The 18,743-nt window shown below is 67.9% G+C and carries 15 protein-coding genes; 11 read left to right on the top strand and 4 right to left on the bottom strand.

Annotated features, from left to right (window positions below; genetic code table 11):
* Positions 1 to 21: 21 nt before the first annotated feature.
* Positions 22 to 411 (bottom strand): hypothetical protein, encoded by a 390-nt coding sequence (locus OG804_RS05065; protein WP_328394357.1) that lies wholly within the window; start codon positions 409 to 411, stop codon positions 22 to 24.
* A gap of 288 nt (positions 412 to 699) precedes the next feature.
* On the opposite strand from OG804_RS05065, the gene OG804_RS05060 reads away from it, so the two are divergent.
* Positions 700 to 1,644, top strand: a complete 945-nt coding sequence (locus OG804_RS05060) for an ATP-binding cassette domain-containing protein (RefSeq protein WP_328394355.1) — start codon at positions 700 to 702, stop codon at positions 1,642 to 1,644.
* On the top strand, positions 1,641 to 2,402 hold the full coding sequence (locus OG804_RS05055) for an ABC transporter permease (protein ID WP_328394353.1): 762 nt from the start codon (positions 1,641 to 1,643) through the stop codon (positions 2,400 to 2,402). Before OG804_RS05060 ends, OG804_RS05055 begins: the two co-directional genes overlap by 4 nt.
* Here OG804_RS05055 and OG804_RS05050 read toward each other — a convergent pair.
* A complete protein-coding gene (locus OG804_RS05050; RefSeq protein ID WP_328394351.1) occupies positions 2,386 to 5,544 on the bottom strand; it encodes a BTAD domain-containing putative transcriptional regulator in 3,159 nt (1,052 codons plus the stop codon). The genes OG804_RS05055 and OG804_RS05050 overlap by 17 nt on opposite strands.
* Positions 5,545 to 5,717: 173 nt before the next feature.
* Here OG804_RS05050 and OG804_RS05045 point away from each other — a divergent pair, with 173 nt between their 5' ends.
* From OG804_RS05045 to OG804_RS05030, 4 genes are all read left to right on the top strand, one after another.
* On the top strand, positions 5,718 to 5,936 hold the full coding sequence (locus OG804_RS05045) for a ferredoxin (protein WP_442941743.1): 219 nt from the start codon (positions 5,718 to 5,720) through the stop codon (positions 5,934 to 5,936).
* 42 nt (positions 5,937 to 5,978) lie between these two features.
* A complete protein-coding gene (locus OG804_RS05040) occupies positions 5,979 to 7,205 on the top strand; it encodes a cytochrome P450 (RefSeq protein ID WP_328394349.1) in 1,227 nt (408 codons plus the stop codon).
* A 94-nt stretch (positions 7,206 to 7,299) separates the two neighbouring features.
* Positions 7,300 to 7,944, top strand: coding sequence for a DUF4097 family beta strand repeat-containing protein (locus OG804_RS05035; protein WP_328394347.1), 645 nt, complete (start codon positions 7,300 to 7,302; stop codon positions 7,942 to 7,944).
* Between the two features lie 97 nt (positions 7,945 to 8,041).
* Positions 8,042 to 9,589 (top strand): serine hydrolase domain-containing protein, encoded by a 1,548-nt coding sequence (locus tag OG804_RS05030; protein WP_328394346.1) that lies wholly within the window; start codon positions 8,042 to 8,044, stop codon positions 9,587 to 9,589.
* A gap of 177 nt (positions 9,590 to 9,766) precedes the next feature.
* On the opposite strand, the gene OG804_RS05025 is transcribed toward OG804_RS05030, so the two are convergent.
* Positions 9,767 to 10,195 (bottom strand): SRPBCC domain-containing protein, encoded by a 429-nt coding sequence (locus tag OG804_RS05025; protein WP_328394344.1) that lies wholly within the window; start codon positions 10,193 to 10,195, stop codon positions 9,767 to 9,769.
* A 163-nt stretch (positions 10,196 to 10,358) separates the two neighbouring features.
* On the opposite strand from OG804_RS05025, the gene betT reads away from it, so the two are divergent.
* The 4 genes from betT (at position 10,359) to OG804_RS05005 (ending at position 16,017) form a co-directional block, all read left to right on the top strand.
* Positions 10,359 to 12,572 carry a choline BCCT transporter BetT gene (gene betT, locus OG804_RS05020; RefSeq protein WP_328394342.1) on the top strand — a complete coding sequence of 738 codons (2,214 nt, stop codon included), beginning with the start codon at positions 10,359 to 10,361 and terminating at the stop codon, positions 12,570 to 12,572.
* Positions 12,569 to 14,074 carry an aldehyde dehydrogenase family protein gene (locus OG804_RS05015; RefSeq protein WP_328394340.1) on the top strand — a complete coding sequence of 502 codons (1,506 nt, stop codon included), beginning with the start codon at positions 12,569 to 12,571 and terminating at the stop codon, positions 14,072 to 14,074. Before betT ends, OG804_RS05015 begins: the two co-directional genes overlap by 4 nt.
* A 50-nt stretch (positions 14,075 to 14,124) precedes the next feature.
* A complete protein-coding gene (locus OG804_RS05010) occupies positions 14,125 to 15,672 on the top strand; it encodes a GMC family oxidoreductase (protein ID WP_328394338.1) in 1,548 nt (515 codons plus the stop codon).
* 210 nt (positions 15,673 to 15,882) lie between these two features.
* On the top strand, positions 15,883 to 16,017 hold the full coding sequence (locus tag OG804_RS05005; RefSeq protein ID WP_328394336.1) for a hypothetical protein: 135 nt from the start codon (positions 15,883 to 15,885) through the stop codon (positions 16,015 to 16,017).
* A gap of 280 nt (positions 16,018 to 16,297) precedes the next feature.
* Here OG804_RS05005 and OG804_RS05000 read toward each other — a convergent pair whose 3' ends face one another.
* Positions 16,298 to 17,263, bottom strand: coding sequence for a TetR/AcrR family transcriptional regulator C-terminal domain-containing protein (locus OG804_RS05000; RefSeq protein WP_328394334.1), 966 nt, complete (start codon positions 17,261 to 17,263; stop codon positions 16,298 to 16,300).
* Between the two features lie 242 nt (positions 17,264 to 17,505).
* Between OG804_RS05000 and OG804_RS04995 the strand changes: the two genes are divergently transcribed.
* Positions 17,506 to 18,735, top strand: coding sequence for an FAD-dependent monooxygenase (locus tag OG804_RS04995; RefSeq protein WP_328394332.1), 1,230 nt, complete (start codon positions 17,506 to 17,508; stop codon positions 18,733 to 18,735).
* The last annotated feature ends 8 nt before the right edge of the window (positions 18,736 to 18,743 follow it).

The following is an 18,743-nucleotide window of genomic DNA, read 5'->3' as shown; positions in this document are numbered from 1 at the left end:
GCGCCGCTACCCGGCAGCGGCTCAGCGCCGTCCCGGGTCGTACTCCCACGCGTTGTCCGGGAGCCCCGGGCGGGTGGGCACCTGCGTGATCCGCACGCCGGTCGCGATCCCGACCTGTCCCAGCGTGGTGGGCATCATGCAGTCCCGGCTCGGCCGCCCGGCAGGGTCGTCGGCGAACCCGGTGACCGACTTGTTGTAGGGCCCGAGCGGCCGGCCGTACGCCAGATTCACACCGAGGCAATCCACTTCGAGAATGTAGGCGCCCTCGCCACCGCAATGCGCCGACGCGCCGGTCGCCCACCGATCCAGCACACAGTCCCGCGGCTGCGCAACCGCCGCACCCGTCGCGACCGTGATCGACGTCGCCGCACCCGCGACCAGGATCGATAGTCCGACAACCTTCCGAGCCATACCCATATTCACGTTCTCCGTAATCGTCGTCCGACGAACATGCAGGCCGATCAAGATAGCGTGCGAACTCACGTTCGTGGGCGATAACCGCCGCCGCGCGTCCGGGACGGCGACTCCGGTGGATTCGCGGTAGCCGGTCCGGCACTCGCCGGTACGGCCGGCGCCTCGGCCAGGCGCCCCGGCGGGGCGCGCAGGCCGACCGGGTGGCGGACGAGGCCGAACACCGTGTCAGCGGACGTGTCAGACCGATATCAGGCCGGTATCAGCCGGACTGGCGACAGTATTCCCATGACGAGTTCAGCAATCGCGGCCTCCGGGCTGCGGAAGGCATACGGGGACAGAACCGTCCTCGACGGCATCGATCTGGATATCGGTGCCGGCACGATTTTCTCCCTACTCGGTCCGAACGGCGCGGGCAAGACGACCACGGTGAACGTGCTGACCACGCTGTTGAAGGCCGACGGTGGCACGGCGCGTGTCGCCGGGCACGATATCGCGTCCGAGACCGAGGCGGTGCGTGCGGCGATCGGGGTCACCGGCCAGTTCGCGGCGGTGGACGATCTGCTGACCGGAGAGGAAAACCTGCGATTGATGGCGGACTTACACCGCTTGCGGGGCGAGCAGAGCAAGCGCGTGGTCGCCGACCTGCTGGAGCGATTCGATCTGGCGGAGTCGGCGCGCAAGCGGGCGGCGACCTATTCCGGGGGTATGCGTCGCAAGCTGGATCTGGCGATGACTCTGGTCACCAAGCCGGAGATCGTTTTCCTCGACGAGCCGACAACGGGGCTGGATCCGCGTAGCCGGCGCACGATGTGGGAAATCGTGCGCGACCTGACGAGCGACGGTGTGACGATCTTCCTCACCACCCAGTACCTCGAGGAAGCCGATCAGCTCGCCGATCGGATCGCGGTGCTCGATCAGGGCCGCATCGTCGCCGAGGGCACACCGGAGGACCTCAAACGCCGCGTGCCCGGCAGCTACATCCAGTTCCGTTTCACCGATGCCACGGAACTGGACGCGGCGGCGCGGGTCCTGTCCGGCGCCGACCGCGACGACGACGCCCTGACCCTGCGGGTGCCGGGTGAGGGCGGGACGAAATCACTGCGCCGCCTGCTGAATCGGCTCGACGAATCCTCGATCGAGGCCGCGGAGGTCTCGGTCCACACCCCTGACCTCGATGACGTCTTCCTTTCCCTGACCGGTCACGCAACCACGGAGGTTGTCGCACAATGAGCACCCTGTCCACGTCGCTGGCCGATTCGTCGATCATGCTGCGACGCAATGCCAAACACATCGCCCGGACTCCGGTCACGGTCTTCAACGCGGCCCTGATGCCGGTGGTGATGATGTTGATCTTCGTGTACGTGTTCGGCAGCGCCTTCGATGTCGGCGGCAACTACATCGATTACGCCACCCCGGGAATGATCCTGCTGGCCATCAGCTACGGATTGTCGGGCACCGCGGTATCGGTGAGTTCCGATATGTCGAAGGGCATCATCAACCGGTTCAAGGTCATGGACGTCTCCCGCGGCGCCGTCCTGACCGGTCACGTCGTGGCCACCATCCTGACCAACGCGGTGGCCATCGCGGCCGTCGTCGGCGTGGCTTTCGCCCTGGGGTTCCGGCCGCCGGCCACCGCCCTCGACTGGCTCGGCGCGATCGGCATCATGGCGGCGACATCCTTCGCGGCCTCCTGGCTGACGGTCGCGCTGGGAATGGCCGCGAAGACTCCGGAATCCGCGGGCATGGGCGTCGTCCCGCTGATCATGCTGCCCTTCGTCAGCACCGCCATCGTGCCGGCCGAGAAAATGGGACAGGGCGTCCGGCAGTTCGCGCAGTATCAGCCCTTCACGCCGATCATCGAGTCACTGCGCGGATTTCTCACCGGCAACCCGTCCGGCGGCCACACGGCCGCGGCGCTCGCCTGGTGTGCGGGGTTCGCCCTCGTCGGATATCTGTGGTCGCGTGCCACGTTCAACAAGCGAGCGTGATCGCCACCAGTTCCCGCCAGTCCGCTTGTGCGCCCTCCTCCACGGCCTCGGTGAAGTTCGCTTCATCGAGGCCGTGACGTGCTGTCTGCTCGATCCGGGCCGCATCCGGTTGGGAACGATCTGCCAGTCCGCAGATTCCGGCACTCGCCGCGAGCAGCCGCACGGCCTGCTCGTACTGTTCGGCACGCAACGCCAGATCCGCGATCCCGACGAGGACCTGAGCGATGAGGGGTGCGTATCCCGCCGCGGACGCCGCGTGGAAGGCGGCGGCGCGGTGTTCCCGGGCGTCGCCGAGGTCAGCTGCGAGATACCCGAGCATATTGTGGATCACCGCGCTGGTGTGCGCCTGTTCCGCTTCGCTGCCGAGCACGGTCGTCGCGATATGGATCTGCCGGTGGGCCTGATCGCTGTCACCGCGCCACCGGGACAGCTCCGCCTTCGCCAGGGCCAATTCGGCCAGTGCGTTCGGCCAGGCGCAACGATCCGCGTACCGCTGTGCCTCGGCCATCGCGGAGGCGCTCGCCTCCGCGTCACCCAGCAGCCAGTACAGCTGAGCCTGCCGCGCCCGCACCCGGACGATGTCCTCCAGCGCGCCGACCTCGGTGACCACCGCGATCGCCTGGTCGAAATGCTCGCACGCGGCGGCGAACTCGCCGCGCATAGCGATTCGATCCGCCAGTTCGGTCAGCGCGAACGAAATCCCCCAGCGCTCGCCGATGGCCCGGAATTCGGTGAGCGCCGTCTCGAGATACGTGTCCGCGACCCGCCCCTCCTGACCGAGCACGATCCGCAGCTTGCCCAGTTGCAGCCGGGCCAGTGCGCAGACCCACGGATCGTCGTCGGTGAGCAGCGGTTCGAACGCGGGCAGCCACGCGTCCGGCCCCTGCAACATGTGCTCCAGCGCGGTGACGAAACGCAACAGCGGAGAGCGGGCCCGGCTGCTCAGGCTGAACCGGTGCGCCTTGCGGATCCATTCCTCCACTTGACGTTCGTCATTGCGCCCGGAACTCACGAAATGCACGACCAGGCTGTACACCATCGCCCGGGTCCCATCGTCCACTTCGCCGGTCGTTTCGGCGGCCGCGGTGATCAGCTCCATGCCCTCGGCCTTGTGCCCGCCGAGCCACCAGTACCAACCCGCCGCCGCCGCGAGACGCATCGCCCCGGTCGCGTCACCCGCCGCGAGCGCGCCACGCATCGCGACCGCGATGTTGCCGTGTTCGACCTCGAGAATGCCGAGCCACTCCAACTGCTCGGCGCGGCGCAGATGCGGCTCCGCGTTCTCGGCCAGTCCGATGAAGTACGCGAGATGCGCTCGGCGCGCGGATTCCGATTCGCCGGCCTCCGCGAGCCGGTCCGCGGCGTATTGCCCGATCGTGCCGAGCATCCGATAGCGCGGCGCGGGAGACACGTCGTCCACCGCGGTGAGCAGTAGCGATTTCTCGGCCAGCGTCGTCAGCAGATCGAGTACCTCCCACTGTTCGATCGTGGCGTCCGGCAGTTCGAGACCCGCGCAGACCTGTTCGGCCGCTTCCAGACTCGCGCCGCCGGAGAACACCGCGAGTCTGCGCAGGACCATCCGTTCGGCATCACTGAGCAGCTCCCAGCTCCAGTCGACCACCGCTCGCAACGTCCGGTGCCGCGGTAGTGCGATACGGCTGCCGCCGGTGAGCAGCCGGAAACGATCGTCGAGCCGGTCGGCGAGCTGATCGAGGGACATGGTGCGCAATCTGGCCGCGGCCAGTTCGATCGCCAGTGGTATCCCGTCGAGCGCCCGGCAGACCCGCGCCATGGTCGACAGGGTGTGGGCATCCGCCGCGAGATCCCTGTGCACCGCACCGGCCCGGTCCCGCAACAGCTGCACGGCCGGGGAGGATTCGATCTCGCCCGCCTCCGCATCCTCGGTGGGCAGCGCCAGCGGCTCGACCTGCCATAACGCCTCCCCCGTGATGCCCAGCGGTTCCCTGCTCGTCGCAAGGATCCGCAGCCGGCGGCACTCCCCGAGCACTCGGTGCGCGAATGCCGCCGCGGACTCGATCACATGCTCACAGTTGTCCAGGATCAGCAGCGTTTCGCGCTCGCGCAGTGCCGCGACGAGCCGGTCCATCGGTTCCGCGTCAGGTGCGCCACCGAGCAGCGCGTCACGCAACGCGAGCGCGGCGAGCGCCGATTGCGCCACGTCACCACTCGGGCCGACCGACGCCAGCTCCACCACCCAGGCGCCGTCCGGCAGGTCCTCCAGCATGGTCCGCGCGGTTTCCAGGGCCAGCCTCGTCTTCCCCGATCCGCCGGGCCCGGTCAAGGTGGTGAGTCGATGGTCGGCGATGAGATCGCGCACAGCGGCGACGTCGGCGTACTTGCCGACGAATGTGGTCAGCTCGGCGCGCAGGTTCGTCTTGCGTTCGTTTTCCGGCGCGCCCACTTCGCCACGCAACAGCGCCACGTGCAGCGCGGAGAGTTCCGGCGAAGGATCCACGCCGAGGGTATCGGCGAGTTCCTCGCGCGCCCGCTGATACACGGTCAGCGCCTCGGCGCCACGGCCCGCGGCGCCGAGCGCCCGCATGAGCGCGGCGACGAGCCGCTCCCGCGCCGGATTGCGGGCCACCAGCTCGGTCAGCTCGGGGACCAGTTCCGCACCCCGGCCCAGGCGGATCTCCGCCTCGTACAGATCTTCCGTGGCGGCCAGACGCAGTCCCTCGAATCGAGCGATCACCGCGTCGACGGCCGCACTGTCGGGCACCTCGACGTTCTCCATCAGCGCACCGCGCCACAGGTCGAGGGCTTCGCGCAGCAGCTGGGCGCGTTTGGCTTCGTCACCGCCGCGGGCCCGGTCGAGCAGCTGTTCGAACCGCACCGCGTCCACAGCGCGGGGTTCCACGGTCAGCCGGTAGCCGCCCGCCTGCCCGTCGAGCGACCCGTCCGGCAGTAACCTGCGCAGTCGGGAGACCAGCGCCTGCAGGGCGTTCGCCTCGTCGGAGGGCGGCTGCTCACCCCAGATCCAGTCGACCAGCGTCGCTTTCGGAATCACCCGGCCGGGCTCGAGCGCGAGGGCGATCAACAACACCCGCAACCGGGTACCCGGTATCCCGATCGATCCGCCGTCTATCCGGATTTCGAGCGGCCCAAGTATCCCGATCTGCACCCGACCATTCTGCCGTGCACGATCGGCCGCCACCGGGCGGCCCTCGCACGCACGGCTGCGGACCGATGCTGCTCCGGTCGCCGTCGTGCGATGCGACCAGGCCGAACACCGTGTCAGTGGATATGTCAGATCGGTGTCAGGGCGCTGTCAGCCGGACCGTCGACAGTGTTCCTATGACAAGTGGTGCACCGATGGAACTCAGAGTGGACCGGGAGCGCTGTATCGGCGCCGGCATGTGCGTAATGACCGCCCCCGACGTCTTCGACCAGGACGACGAGGACGGCCGCGTAGTGCTGCTGGCCCGTACCCCCGCATCCCACCTTGAGCGGGCCGTGGGCGAGGCCGCCGATATGTGCCCGTCCGGCGCGATCGTCCTCGGCTCCGGCCACTAGACCCTGTCCCCGACCCGACACACGCTACGAAGAGGAAATCCGATGACGCGAACCGTTCCCGTCCCCAACGGCCTGCCCATGGACCGCGATGCCGGGCCCTTCGACCCGCCCCGGGACATCACCCGGTTGCGCGAGGCCCGACCGGTCAGCCCCCTGATCTTTCCCGACGGCCACCAGGGCTGGCTCGTCACCGGCTACGACGCGGTCCGCAAGGTCATGGCCGACACCCGGTTCAGTTCCCGCCAGGACATCGGCATCGTCCACGTGCCGTACGAGACTCCCGGGATACCCGCCGCCACCGAACCCTCCCCCCAGATCCCCGGCCTGTTCATCGCGATGGATCCGCCGGAGCACACCCGGCTGCGGCGCAAGCTGATCGGCGCGTTCACCGTCAAACGCATGAAGCAGCTGGAAGAGCACATCATCGAGATCACCGAGCGACAGCTCGACGAGATGGCACGCCTGACCCCGCCGGTCGACCTGGTCGCCCACTTCGCGCTGCCCGTGCCCTCGCTGGTGATCTGTGAACTGCTCGGTGTCCCCTACGCCGACCGGCAGACCTTCCAGACCAACTCCGCCAAATTCCTGATCAAGGACCAGGAACTCGACGAGAAGATGGCCGCCTACGGCGCAATGACCACCTACCTGGCCGGGTTGGTCACCGCGAAACGCGCCGAACCCGGCGACGATATTCTGTCCGATCTGGCTCGCCACGACGACCTCACCATCGAGGAACTGATCGGCGTCGCCTTCCTGCTGCTGCTCGCCGGCCACGAAACCACCGCCAACATGTTGGCACTGGGCACCTTCGCACTCCTGGAGCACCCCGATCAGCTCGCCGCGCTGCGCGCCGAGCCCGACTTGTTCCCCGACGCCGTCGAGGAACTCATGCGCTATCTGTCCGTCGCCGATATCTTCTACCGCTACGCCACCGAAGATATCGAGCTCGGCGGCGAGACGATCCCCGAAGGATCAACTGTCGTCGTCTCACTGCTGGCGGCCAACCACGACCCGCAGCGCTTCGACGACCCGGACACCCTCGATATCGGTCGTAAGGCCCGCGGTCACCTGTCCTTCGGTCACGGCGTCCACCAATGCCTCGGCCAGCAACTGGCCCGGATCGAGATGCGGGCCGGGTTCGCCGGGCTGCTGAACCGCTTCCCGACCCTCGAGCTCGCCGTCCCCGCCGGCGAGGTGAGACTCCGGACCGATATGAACATCTACGGGGTCCATGAACTGCCGGTCACCTGGACCGGGACAACCCGCTAGCCACCGCGCCCGGAGCGCGCCGCCCGGGCAGGAGCACGCGGCCGGACGGCGAACAGCCCGCCACCCATCTCACTCATTCGACAGGAATCGAACCATGCCCACATTCGAGACACCGGACCCGATCGCCGTCACCGTCGATGTGCTCTCCGGCAGCGTCACGGTCATCGCCTCCGATCGTGCCGACACCGTCGTGGAGGTCCGGCCTGCCGAGGAGTCCAGGAAGAGCGATGTGCGCGCCGCCGAGCAGACCCGGGTCGATTTCACCGCCGGCACGCTGACCGTGCGGACGCCGAAAGACTGGCGGACCTACACTCCGTTCGGCGGCAACCCGTCGGTCGAGGTGACCATCGAGGTGCCCACCGGCTCCCGGCTGCAGGCCACCGCGGCGGTGGGCCGATTGCTGGGCACCGGCGAACTCGGCCGGTGCGACCTGGAAATCGCCGCCGGCGACATCATCGTCGAACGCCCACTCGGCTCGGTGATCGCGAAAACCGCCAAAGGCGATATCCGGATCGGCGAGGCATCGCGCGGCGTGCTCCGGCTGGAGACATCCATGGGCGAACTGGAGGTCGGTATCCACCCGGGCAGCGCGGCCCGAGTGGAAACCGACGCCCGGTACGGAGCCGTGCGGAATGTGCTGGGGCCGGTCGATCGGCCCCAGGAGAACGAGGACACCGTGCAGGTGTACGCGCACAACTCGTACGGAAACATCATCATCCGGCACGCCACCCCCGCGTAGCGCACCGCGACTCCTCGCTTCCGAGCCACGCGGCGCTGTTCACCGACCGCGGCGGCACCCGACTGCCACACCGATTCACACACTGGAGCGAACCACCATGTCCACCACCCTGACCGACCAGGACAAGCTCACCCTGCGGACCGCCGCGTACGGCGCGGTCTCGCTGCTCGCCGCGGCCGGTGCCGCCGGCAAGCCCCACAAGATCGCCACCGCGGGCAGTGTCGCCCTGGCGTCGGCGACCGGTCTGGTCGGGCATGTGCTCGCCGACGGGTCGACGGGCGTGGACCTGAAGGGCAAGTCCGTAGCCGGAATCGCCGACCAGGTGCTGCCGGCCCTGACAGCGGCGATGACGCTGCTCCACGAGAAGGCCCCGGCAGAGGTCGGCAACTTCCGCACCACCGTTCTCGTCGCCCTGGATGCCGCCCTGCTCCACCAGGACCGGCCCAGCCCCACCCTGGCCGAGATGACCCGCAAGATCACCGCAGCTCTGGACGCCGCCGCCACGGACAGCCGGTCCGCACCGGAAGCCGCTGCCGGACAGGAGCGCCCGGAACTGCAGAAGGCCATCGACGAGATAGTCGATTACGGTTTCACCGGGATCACCCTGCGCGTGCACGATGAACGAGGCCAGTGGGCCGGCAGCGCCGGGGTGGCCGAGCTGGGTGGGACAGCGAAACCTCCGATCGACGGACATGTACGGATCGGCAGCAACACCAAGACCTTCACCGCGACCTTGGTCCTGCAACTGGTGGGCGAAGGCAAAATCGAGCTGGACACCCCGGCGGCCGCGTATCTGACCGAGTTCGAGCTCGACCCGCGGATCACGGTACGCATGCTGTTGCAGCACACCAGCGGAGTTTTCAACTTCACCGGCGAGTACTACGAGGACGGGACGATGGTGGCGGGGATCCCCTCCACCGTCGCGGGCAAAGAGTGGGTGGACAACCGGTTCCACACCTACCGGCCGGAGGAGCTGGTTCGGCTGGCGCTGTCCGAACCGGCCCGGTTCGAACCGGGCGCGGGCTGGAGCTATTCCAACACCAACTACGTGCTGGCGAGGCTGCTGATCGAACGGGTCACCGGCAATTCGTTCGCCGATGAGTTGCGGCGACTGATCACGGGGCCGCTCGGGCTGTCCGGCACCTCGGCACCGACCACCGAGACGGAGATCGCCGAACCGCACGCCCACGCCTACTACCGGTACGAGGACGCCGGGCAGGAGCAGACAGTCGACGTCACCCGCCACAACCCCTCCTGGATCTCCACCGGCGGCGACATGATCTCGACGACCCAGGACCTGCACCTCTTCATCGCCGCACTCATGGACGGCACACTCCTGCCTGCTCCGCTGCTGGCCGAGATGTGCACACCGCGCCCGACGGGCATACCGAACATGGACTACGGCCTGGGGGTGTTCGTTCAGAAAACGGAGTACGGCACCGTCATCACCCACAATGGCGGCGCCGCGGGTCACGGGGCGCTGATGTACAGCACACTCGACGGCAGCAAGACCATGACCGGCGCGCTGAACTATGTGGACGACGCCGCACTGTCCCTGTCCGCGGCATTCCAGAAGACGCAACAGCTGCTCGTCCAGGAAGTGTTCGGCGGCGGGCAGGCCGAGGCATCCGACGGTAGGCCCTGACCGGCGGTCCGAGCACCTGGGACCCAGCGCACCTCGCGGATCGTGCGTTCGGTGATCAGGTAGGACGCGACCCGGGTCAGGCCGAGCTCACCGAGCCCGGCCTGACCCGGGTCGTCTGCTCGGCCGACGCCCTGGACCTGCCATTGGTCAGCCACGCCGTCGGCCCGAGCCCCGGAGCTAGTCGCTTTCGGCGGCTTGTTTGATTCCGGCGACGTGTGCCTCCCACATGCCGCCGGCGTGCTCGGCTTCTTCCACACTGGCGTTGTTGTCCTGGCTCAGCAGCAGATGCGTCGTCGCGCCGTTCCCGGTCAGCTCATAGGTGAGCGTGTGGTAATTCTCCGGCAGGTCCGGTCGGCCGCCGAGCGGGCTGTAATGAGTCATCGTCAGCAGCCGGCCGGGCTCGGTCGCCAGGATCTCGCCCCTGTCCTCGTACGGCCGTCCCTCGTACTCCCCCTGCCAGACGATCGGGCTGCCCACCTGCCAGTCGGTGTGCACCTCGGCGCCGAACATGAACCGGCGGATCTGCTCGGGGTCGGTCAGCACGGCCCACACATGCTCCGGCGAGGCGCTGATATCGGTTTCCGCGGTGGCGATATAGCCGGTCATTCGACTCAACTCCAATCGGTTGACAACTCGACCGTAAGACTGCGCAGGATCGTGGTCTTGTCAAAAGGCGACACGCCGCACCCGGCTGTCTTTCGGGGGACACGAATCGGCGATACCCCGCGCCTCGGACCGACACGGAACCGCCCCGACTACCGTTCGTCCCATGGGCGGTCTCAACGATCCTCCGGACAAGGACGGCAGCGGCCCCGAGCCGGCCCGAGCCGGCGCATCGGGCACCGAGCCCACCGATTCCGGCGCGACACCGGAAGCCGCCACCGCCGCCCATCCCGAGGCGGACCGCCGGTCGGTCAACACACCGGTGTTCCTCACGGCCGCCGGGCTCGTGCTGGCCTTCGCGATCTGGGCGCTCGCCTCGCCCACCAGCGCCGAAACCGTAGTCGGCGGGGTCAAGACCTTCATCGTCACCTGGTTCGGCTGGTGGTATTTCATCCTCGCGACGGCCATCGTCGGCCTCGTCGTCTTCCTCGGCGCCAGCAGGTACGGCGGCTACCGGCTGGGTCCGGAGGAGTCGCGACCCGAGTACAGCCTGTTCACCTGGACGTCGATGCTCTTCGCCGCGGGCATCGGCATCGACCTGATGTTCTTCTCGGTCGCCGAGCCCGTGTACGACTATCTGCACCCGCCCACCGGCGTCCCCGAGACCAACGAGGCGGCCCGCGCGGCGACGACCTGGACGATATTCCACTACGGCATCAGCGGCTGGGCCATGTACGCGCTCATGGGCGGCGCGCTCGCCTATTTCGCGTTCCGGCACAACCTGCCGTTGACCATCCGGGCGGCGCTCTACCCGATCTTCGGCAGGCGAGTCCACGGCCGCTGGGGCGATGCCATCGACGTCGCGGCGGTACTCGGCACGATCTTCGGGATCGCGACATCGCTGGGCATCGGCGTCGTGCAGCTCAACTACGGGCTGGAGAAAATGTTCGGCATCTCGCAGGGCAAGGCCGCCCAGATCGGGCTCATCGCGCTGTCGGTCATCGTCGCGACGATTTCGGCGACCACGGGCGTGGACAAGGGCATCCGGCGGCTGTCGGAACTCAATGTCGTCCTCGCGATCGCCCTGCTCGTCTACATCCTGGTGGCGGGCCCGGCGGACTTCCTGCTCAACGCGCTCGTGCAGAATGCCGGCGATTACCTGTCGACTTTCCTCGACCGGACGCTGGATACTTTCGCCTGGGACCGCAACCCGGAGACATCCAACGAGCCGAGCGCGTGGCTCGACGCCTGGACGCTGTTCTTCTGGGCCTGGTGGGTGGCCTGGGCGCCGTTCGTGGGCTTGTTCCTCGCACGCATCTCGCGTGGGCGCACTCTGCGGCAGTTCGTGTTCGGTGTGCTCGTGGTGCCGTTCAGTTTCATCCTGCTGTGGATTTCGATTTTCGGGAACAGCGCGCTGAACGTCGCGCGCGGCGACCGGGAATTCGCCGAGACGACGGCGGCACGGGCCGAGGTCGGCTTCTACTCGCTACTCGAGCAGTACCCCGGCGCACCGCTGCTGCTCGGCATCGCCACTCTCACCGGGTTGCTGTTCTATACGACGAGCGCCGATTCGGGTGCGCTGGTCATGGGCAATTTCACCTCGAAACTGCCCGATCCGATGGCCGACTGCGCACGCGGCACCCGCATCTTCTGGGCGGTGGCGATCGGTCTGCTCACCCTCTCGATGCTGTTCGCGGGTACGGACGGCGCCATCACCACCCTGCAGAACGCCACGATCATCATGGGCCTGCCGTTCTCGTTCGTGCTCGCGCTGATCGGTATCGCGCTACTGCGCGCGGTGCGCAACGATTCCTATAAACGCGACAGCTACCGCACGACACTGCCGAAGGCCCTCGCGGCCGGTCGCGGACCGGCCGAGCACGGCGGCTGGCGCCGCAGGCTGCTCGCCACCGTCCACTATCCCGGCCCGGCGGCGACGCGGCGGTTCGTCACGAACACCGTGATCCCGGCGATGCGGGCCGTCACCGGCGAATTCGGCAGTATGGGCGTCACTGCGACGTTGGACGAATCCGGCCGGAACGAAGACCTTCCGGCGCCGAAACTGATCGTCGATCAGGCGAATGAGCCCCGTTTCGAATACCGGGTGTGCCCGGTATCGGCCCCGACGCCCACCTACGCGGTGCTCGCGCAACGTTCCGGCGACCGTTATTTCCGCTGCGAGGTGTATCTTGCCGAAGGGTCACAGGGATATTCGCTCAACAGCTACGGCCGCGAGCAGATCATCGGCGACATTCTCGATCAATACGAAAGCCATCTCGGTTATCTCTACCTCCGGCGCTCGGCGAGCGAGCACCACGAGCCGAAACCGGGCGGCGACGATGTCACCGAACGCGATCCCGAAGGGACACCCACCGCATGAGTGCGACTCTGTACATCGACGGTGCCTGGCGGGCCGCCGCGTCCGGCGAAGTTCGTGAAATCCGTTGTCCTGCGGATGATTACGCTGTTGGCATCGTCGCCGAGGCGGATGCCGCCGATACCGTGTCGGCCATCGTCGCCGCCCGCCGCGCCTTCGACACGGGCCCGTGGCGGCAGACCTCGGCCGCGGAGCGGGGCGACCTGCTGCTGAAAGTCGCCGACGCGATCGACGTGCGGCGCGCGGAGTTCGTGCGCGCCGAAACCGGCGACACCGGAAAGCGGCCGTACGAATCCGATATCGACATGTCCGATATCGCGCACTGCTTCCGGTATTTCGGCAAGCTCGCGGCCGAGGATCCCGGCCGGGTCGTCGACGCCGGCTCCCCCGATATCGACTCCCGGATCGTCTACGAACCCCTCGGCGTGTGCGGGCTCATCACGCCCTGGAACTATCCGCTGCTACAGGCGGCGTGGAAGGTCGCCCCGGCGCTGGCCGCGGGCAATACCTTCGTCCTCAAACCGTCGGAGCTCACCCCGCACACCTCGATACTGCTGCTGTCGGTCCTGCACGACCTCGGCCTGCCGCCCGGCGTGGCCAACCTCGTGCTCGGCGCCGGCGCCACCGCCGGAGCGCCGCTGTCCGCGCATCCCGATGTCGACCTGGTTTCCTTCACCGGCGGTCTCGCCACCGGCCGGGTCATCGCCCGCGAGGCGGCGGCGACGGTGAAGAAGGTGGCACTCGAACTCGGCGGCAAGAACCCGAATGTGATCTTCGCCGATGCCTGCGATACCGGCGACCGGCTGGCCACCGCGGTGGACAACGCGTTGAATGCGGCGTTCCTGCATTCGGGCCAGGTCTGCTCGGCCGGGGCGCGGCTGGTCATCGAGGAGTCGGCGCACGACCGCTTCGTCGACGAGCTGGTGCGGCGAGCCGAACTGATCCGGATCGGGCTCCCCGACGCCGCGGGCACCGAGACCGGACCGCTCATCTCCGCCGCGCACCGCGACAAGGTGCACGCCTATGTCGAACAGGCCCGGGCCGACGGCGCGATCATCCGCACCGGCGGCGCGTTCGCGACCGGCGACCGCGGGTCGGGGGTGCTGGACGACGGCTACTTCTACCTGCCGACCGTTATCGACGGCGCCACCCGCGAGATGGCGTGCGTACACGACGAGGGGTTCGGGCCGACCGTCACCGTGGAGACGTTCCGCACCGAGGACGAGGCGGTCGCCGTCGCCAACGACACCGAATACGGTCTCGCCGGCGCGGTGTGGTCGTCGGATACCGCCCGGGCCCGCCGGGTCGCCGCCCGATTGCGGCACGGCACCGTATGGATCAACGACTTCGGACCGTATCTGCCGCAGGCCGAGTGGGGCGGTTACGGCCGTTCCGGTGTCGGCCGCGAATTGGGGCCGTCCGGCTTGCACGAGTACCGCGAAACCAAGCATGTCTACGAGAACCTGCGGCCGGGTGTGACCGGATGGTTCGCCGACACCCGGTGACCACATCGGAGCCCGGTCGATACCCGCGATCCACCTCGAAGGGAGCGGAAATGAGCGAATACGACTACGTGATCGTCGGCGGCGGCTCCGCCGGCGCGGCCGTCGCGGCTCGGCTGTCGGAAGATCCGGCGGTGACGGTCTGCCTGCTCGAGGCGGGGCCGACCGATCTCGGCGATGAGGCCGTCTTGCGGCTCGACCGCTGGATGGAGCTGCTCGAATCGGGCTACGACTGGGACTACCCCATCGAGCCGCAGGAGAACGGCAACTCGTTCATGCGGCACGCACGTGCGAAAGTGCTGGGCGGATGCTCCTCCCACAACAGCTGCATCGCGTTCTGGGCGCCCCGCGAGGACCTCGATTCGTGGGAGCACGACCACGGTTGCGTGGGCTGGGGCGCGGATTCGGTGTACCGGCTGTATGCGCGGATCGAGACCAACGACGCCCCCGGAGATCATCACGGCCGCGGCGGCCCCGTCCACATCATGACCGTGCCGCCGCACGACCCGTGCGGAGTCGCGCTGCTCGACTCCTGCGAGGCAGTCGGAATCCCGCGCGCCGAATTCAATTCGGGGCGAACCGTCGTCAACGGCGCCAACTTCTTCCAGATCAACCGCCGCGCCGACGGGACCCGATCGTCGTCGTCGGTGAGCTATCTGCATCCTCACCTCGACCGGCCCAATCTCACTCTCCGGACCGGTTCGTGGGTGAAACGGATCGTCGTCGTCGGCGGCCGCGCGGTCGGAGTGGACATCACCGACAATGCCTTCGGCCGCACCACCCGGATCTCCGCCGCCCGCGAGATCATCCTCTCCGCCGGTGCCATCGATTCGCCGAAGCTGCTCATGCTGTCGGGTATCGGCCCCGCGGATCATCTGCGGGAGAACGGTATCGACGTACTCGTCGATTCCCCCGGCGTCGGCGCGCACCTGCAGGACCATCCGGAGGGTGTCATCGGTTTCGAAACGACCCGGCCGATGGTGCGCAGTTCCACGCAATGGTGGGAGGCCGGTATTTTCACGCCGACCGTGGACGGACTGGACAGACCGGACCTGATGATGCACTACGGCAGCGTGCCGTTCGATATGCACACACTGCGGCAGGGGTATCCGACTGCCGAGGAGACCTTCTGTCTCACGCCGAATGTCACCCATGCCCGCTCTCGCGGCACCGTACGACTGCGTTCGCGCGATTTCCGCGACAAGCCGCGCGTCGACCCGCGCTACTTCACCGATCCCGAGGGCCACGACGTGCGCGTCATGATCGCCGGTCTTCGGAAGGCCCGCGACATCGCTTCGGCCGCACCACTTTCCGACTGGATTGCCCGCGAACTCTACCCGGGCCCCGATACCCGGACCGATACCGAACTGGCCGACTACGTCCGCCGCACCCACAACACCGTCTATCACCCGGCGGGAACAGTGCGGATGGGCGCCGTCGACGACCCCATGAGTCCGCTGGACCCGGAGCTCCGGGTGAAAGGCGTCGACGGCCTCCGGGTGGCCGACGCCTCGGTGTTCCCGGAGCTCACCACCGTGAATCCGAACCTCACGGTCATGCTGGTCGGCGAGCGCTGCGCCGAATTCGTCGCGGGTCGTTAGCCGAGGGCATCGTGCGGGCCCGCTCCGCTCCGGCAGCGCCCGCCGATAGGGTCACCGCACTCCCCGGGACGATGAGGATCCGGGGCTCCCTTCGCGATACGCGCGGTTCGCGATCACCGGAGATGCGAAACACTTTCCGCACGAACGACGTCGGCATCACGTACGGTTCGGAGGTCGGGACCGTTCAGGTCCTCAACTCGAAGGACGTTCATGTCCGATAAATCTCCGCGTAGTTCCACGGCAAAGAAGTCCGGAAAATCCCTCAAGGAGAAACGAGCGGACAAGAAGGCCAAGGCCGTCAAGAAGTCCGAGGTCGAGTCCACCCTCGAACCCAAACGCCGCTGAGCGAGTTCCCGCACCGCTGTTCGCTGCGCGAGAAGCGCACCGTCCAGCGGTGCATCGTCGCCACCGGTGGGTTATCGGGGCAGCCTGATCATCAGGGCCGGCCGACGGCCGGGCCGCTCGCGACGCGTCGCCCGCCGTCGTCGTCTTACCGGAGACGGTAGACGCCGACACCGCCCCTTCCGACGGGACCGGCGCCCGATACCCATCCGCTGTCAGGCGACTCCGGCATCATCGGAGGTGGCGCCGTCCGGAAGCGTCACGGTCGCAGCACGGCCGGCCCCTACCGCTCCGCGATCAAGACGGCGAAACCGTCGAGGTGACGCGCGAGTCCGTATTCGAACAGTTCGTCGAGATCGGCCGTCGTATCCTCGGGAATCGTCGCGAGCATCGGGAACCGGCCATCGGCGAGGAGTTCGTGCGCGCGCGCCCGCGCCGCCGCCCGCCAGCCGTCGAGAGTGACGCCGGTACTCTGCTCCGCTTCGGCTTCTTCCGCCACCGACAGCGCCACCGTGAGGACCAGTGAGTGCAGGGTGAGGGCTTCGCGCATCCGGACGTCGGCGGACAGGCCGAGCCCGTCGAGCGCTCGGAGAACCCATTCGGTGTGCGCCATCATGCTGGGCACGAGCAAGGGGCGGGTGAACGAGACCACCCTGGGCAGCCAGAGATGCTTGCGGCACAACTGCCATTGCAGACGGGCGATCCGTTCGAGGTCGGCGCGCCACCCGTCCACCCCCGGCCGCGGGAACTCCAGCTCACCGAAGGCTTCGTCGGCCATCTGGGTCAGCAGTTCGTCCTTGTTCGCCACATACCGGTACAGCGACATCGGGCCGACGCCCAGTTCGGCCGCGAGACGTCGCATGGAGACCGCTTCGAGCCCCTCGGTATCGGCGATCGCGAGGGCACTGCGCAGCAGGCGCTTGCGGTACGGCTCCCGATCGGTGGCCCCCGGCCGCCGCGGCGCCCCCGGGACACCCGGATCGCCCGCGGGCGCGGGGACGGACCGTTCCGGAACACCGGGCGCGCTGACCACCGTGCCCGAGCCGACCTTCGCTTCGACCAGACCCTCCACGCGCAGCGACGCCGTCACCTTGGTGGCGGTAGCGACCGCCACCCCCCAGCGCTGGGCTATCTGCCGGATGGAGGGCACCCGCTCGCCGGGCCGTAGGTCGCCACTCGCGATCCGGGCACGGATCTGCGCGGCGATCACTTGATACGGCGGGCCCGGCTGCTGCCTCTCGGACGACATTGCCCCTCCGATTCTTCGATTCGGTCGATGTCGTCGCCAAGTGTACTAGTGCACTATCGCTAGCGCACTAGTACACTATTCGACGCCAAAACTAGTGATTCCCACTGCATACTGCCTACTCTTGCCGCAGGTGTGGATACACCGTACGCGCTCACCGCGCCGTGTTCGCGGTCACCTCCCCGCCCGCCGGCTCCCCGCCGGACGGACCATCCATCGGCCTCGACGAGACAGCAGGAGAACCCATGAAGAACCGGAACATTCTGATATCCGGGGCCGGAATCGCCGGCCCGGCCCTGGCGTACTGGTTGCACAAGTACGGCTTCCACCCGACCGTGGTGGAACGCGCCCCCAGGCCCCGCAGCGGAGGTCACCTGGTCGATATCCGCGGTACCGCCCGCGAGGTGGTCGCGCAGATGGGTATCGTCGCGCGAATCCGCGCGGCGACCACCGGGGCGCGGGGCATGGCGTTCGTCGACGGCACGGGCAAGCGGGTCGCGAAGATGGGCACCGATGCGTTCGGGCATTCGGGCGGTCCCGTCGCCGAATTATCCATCCGTCGCACCGATCTGGCCCGGATCCTCTACGACACCACCCACGCCGACGTCGAGTACATGTTCGGCGAGGCGATCACCGCCGTCGAGCGGGGCGACGACGGTGTCCGGGTCCGTTTCGAACACAGCGAACCGAAGATGTTCGATCTGCTGATCGGCGCGGACGGTGTGCGATCCAACGTCCGGCAGCTGGTGTTCGGCCCGGACGAACGCTACCTTCGCGACCTCGGCTCCTACGTGTCGCTGTTCACCGCCGCCACCGAGATGGACCACGACGGGTGGCGGTTGATGTACACCGTGCCCGCGGGCGACGGCCGGCCCGGCCGGACCGCGGCCATCTATCCGCAGCTCGAGCCCGGCACCGCACTGACCGGATTCTTCCTGCGCTCGCAGCCGCTGCCCCACGACCGGGCCGATATCGAGGCGCAGAAGCGCATTGTGTACGGCGCGTTCGAGAAAGACGGGTGGGAGGTCCCCGCGATGCTCGACGCCATCTGGGACGCCCCCGATTTCTACTTCGACAGAACGCTCCAGGTCGAGATGGACACCTGGTCGCGAGACCGGACGGTGCTGCTGGGGGATGCCGGCTACTGCGCCTCACCGATGTCCGGCATCGGCACCAGTCTCGCGCTCGTCGGCGCCTACATCCTGGCCGGTGAACTCGCCGCCGCCGACGGTGACCACACGCGCTCCTATGCCGCCTACGAGCAGAAGATGCGCCTGTTCGTGGACCGAGCCCAGGAATTCGCCCGCAGCGCAGGCGACGGCGGCCTCATGCCCGACTCACACCTGCAGATCAGGCTGCGCAACCAGACGATCCGGATGCTGCGGTTCCTGCCGAAGCGCCTCGTTCGCCGCGGCATGGAAAAAGTGGCCGACACAGTCGAACTCGACGAATACCGAACCCCGGCACATCACTGAGAAACCCA

The organism is Nocardia sp. NBC_00416, assembly GCF_036032445.1.
Lineage (GTDB): Bacteria > Actinomycetota > Actinomycetes > Mycobacteriales > Mycobacteriaceae > Nocardia.
This window is presented reverse-complemented; position numbering and strand designations above follow the sequence as displayed.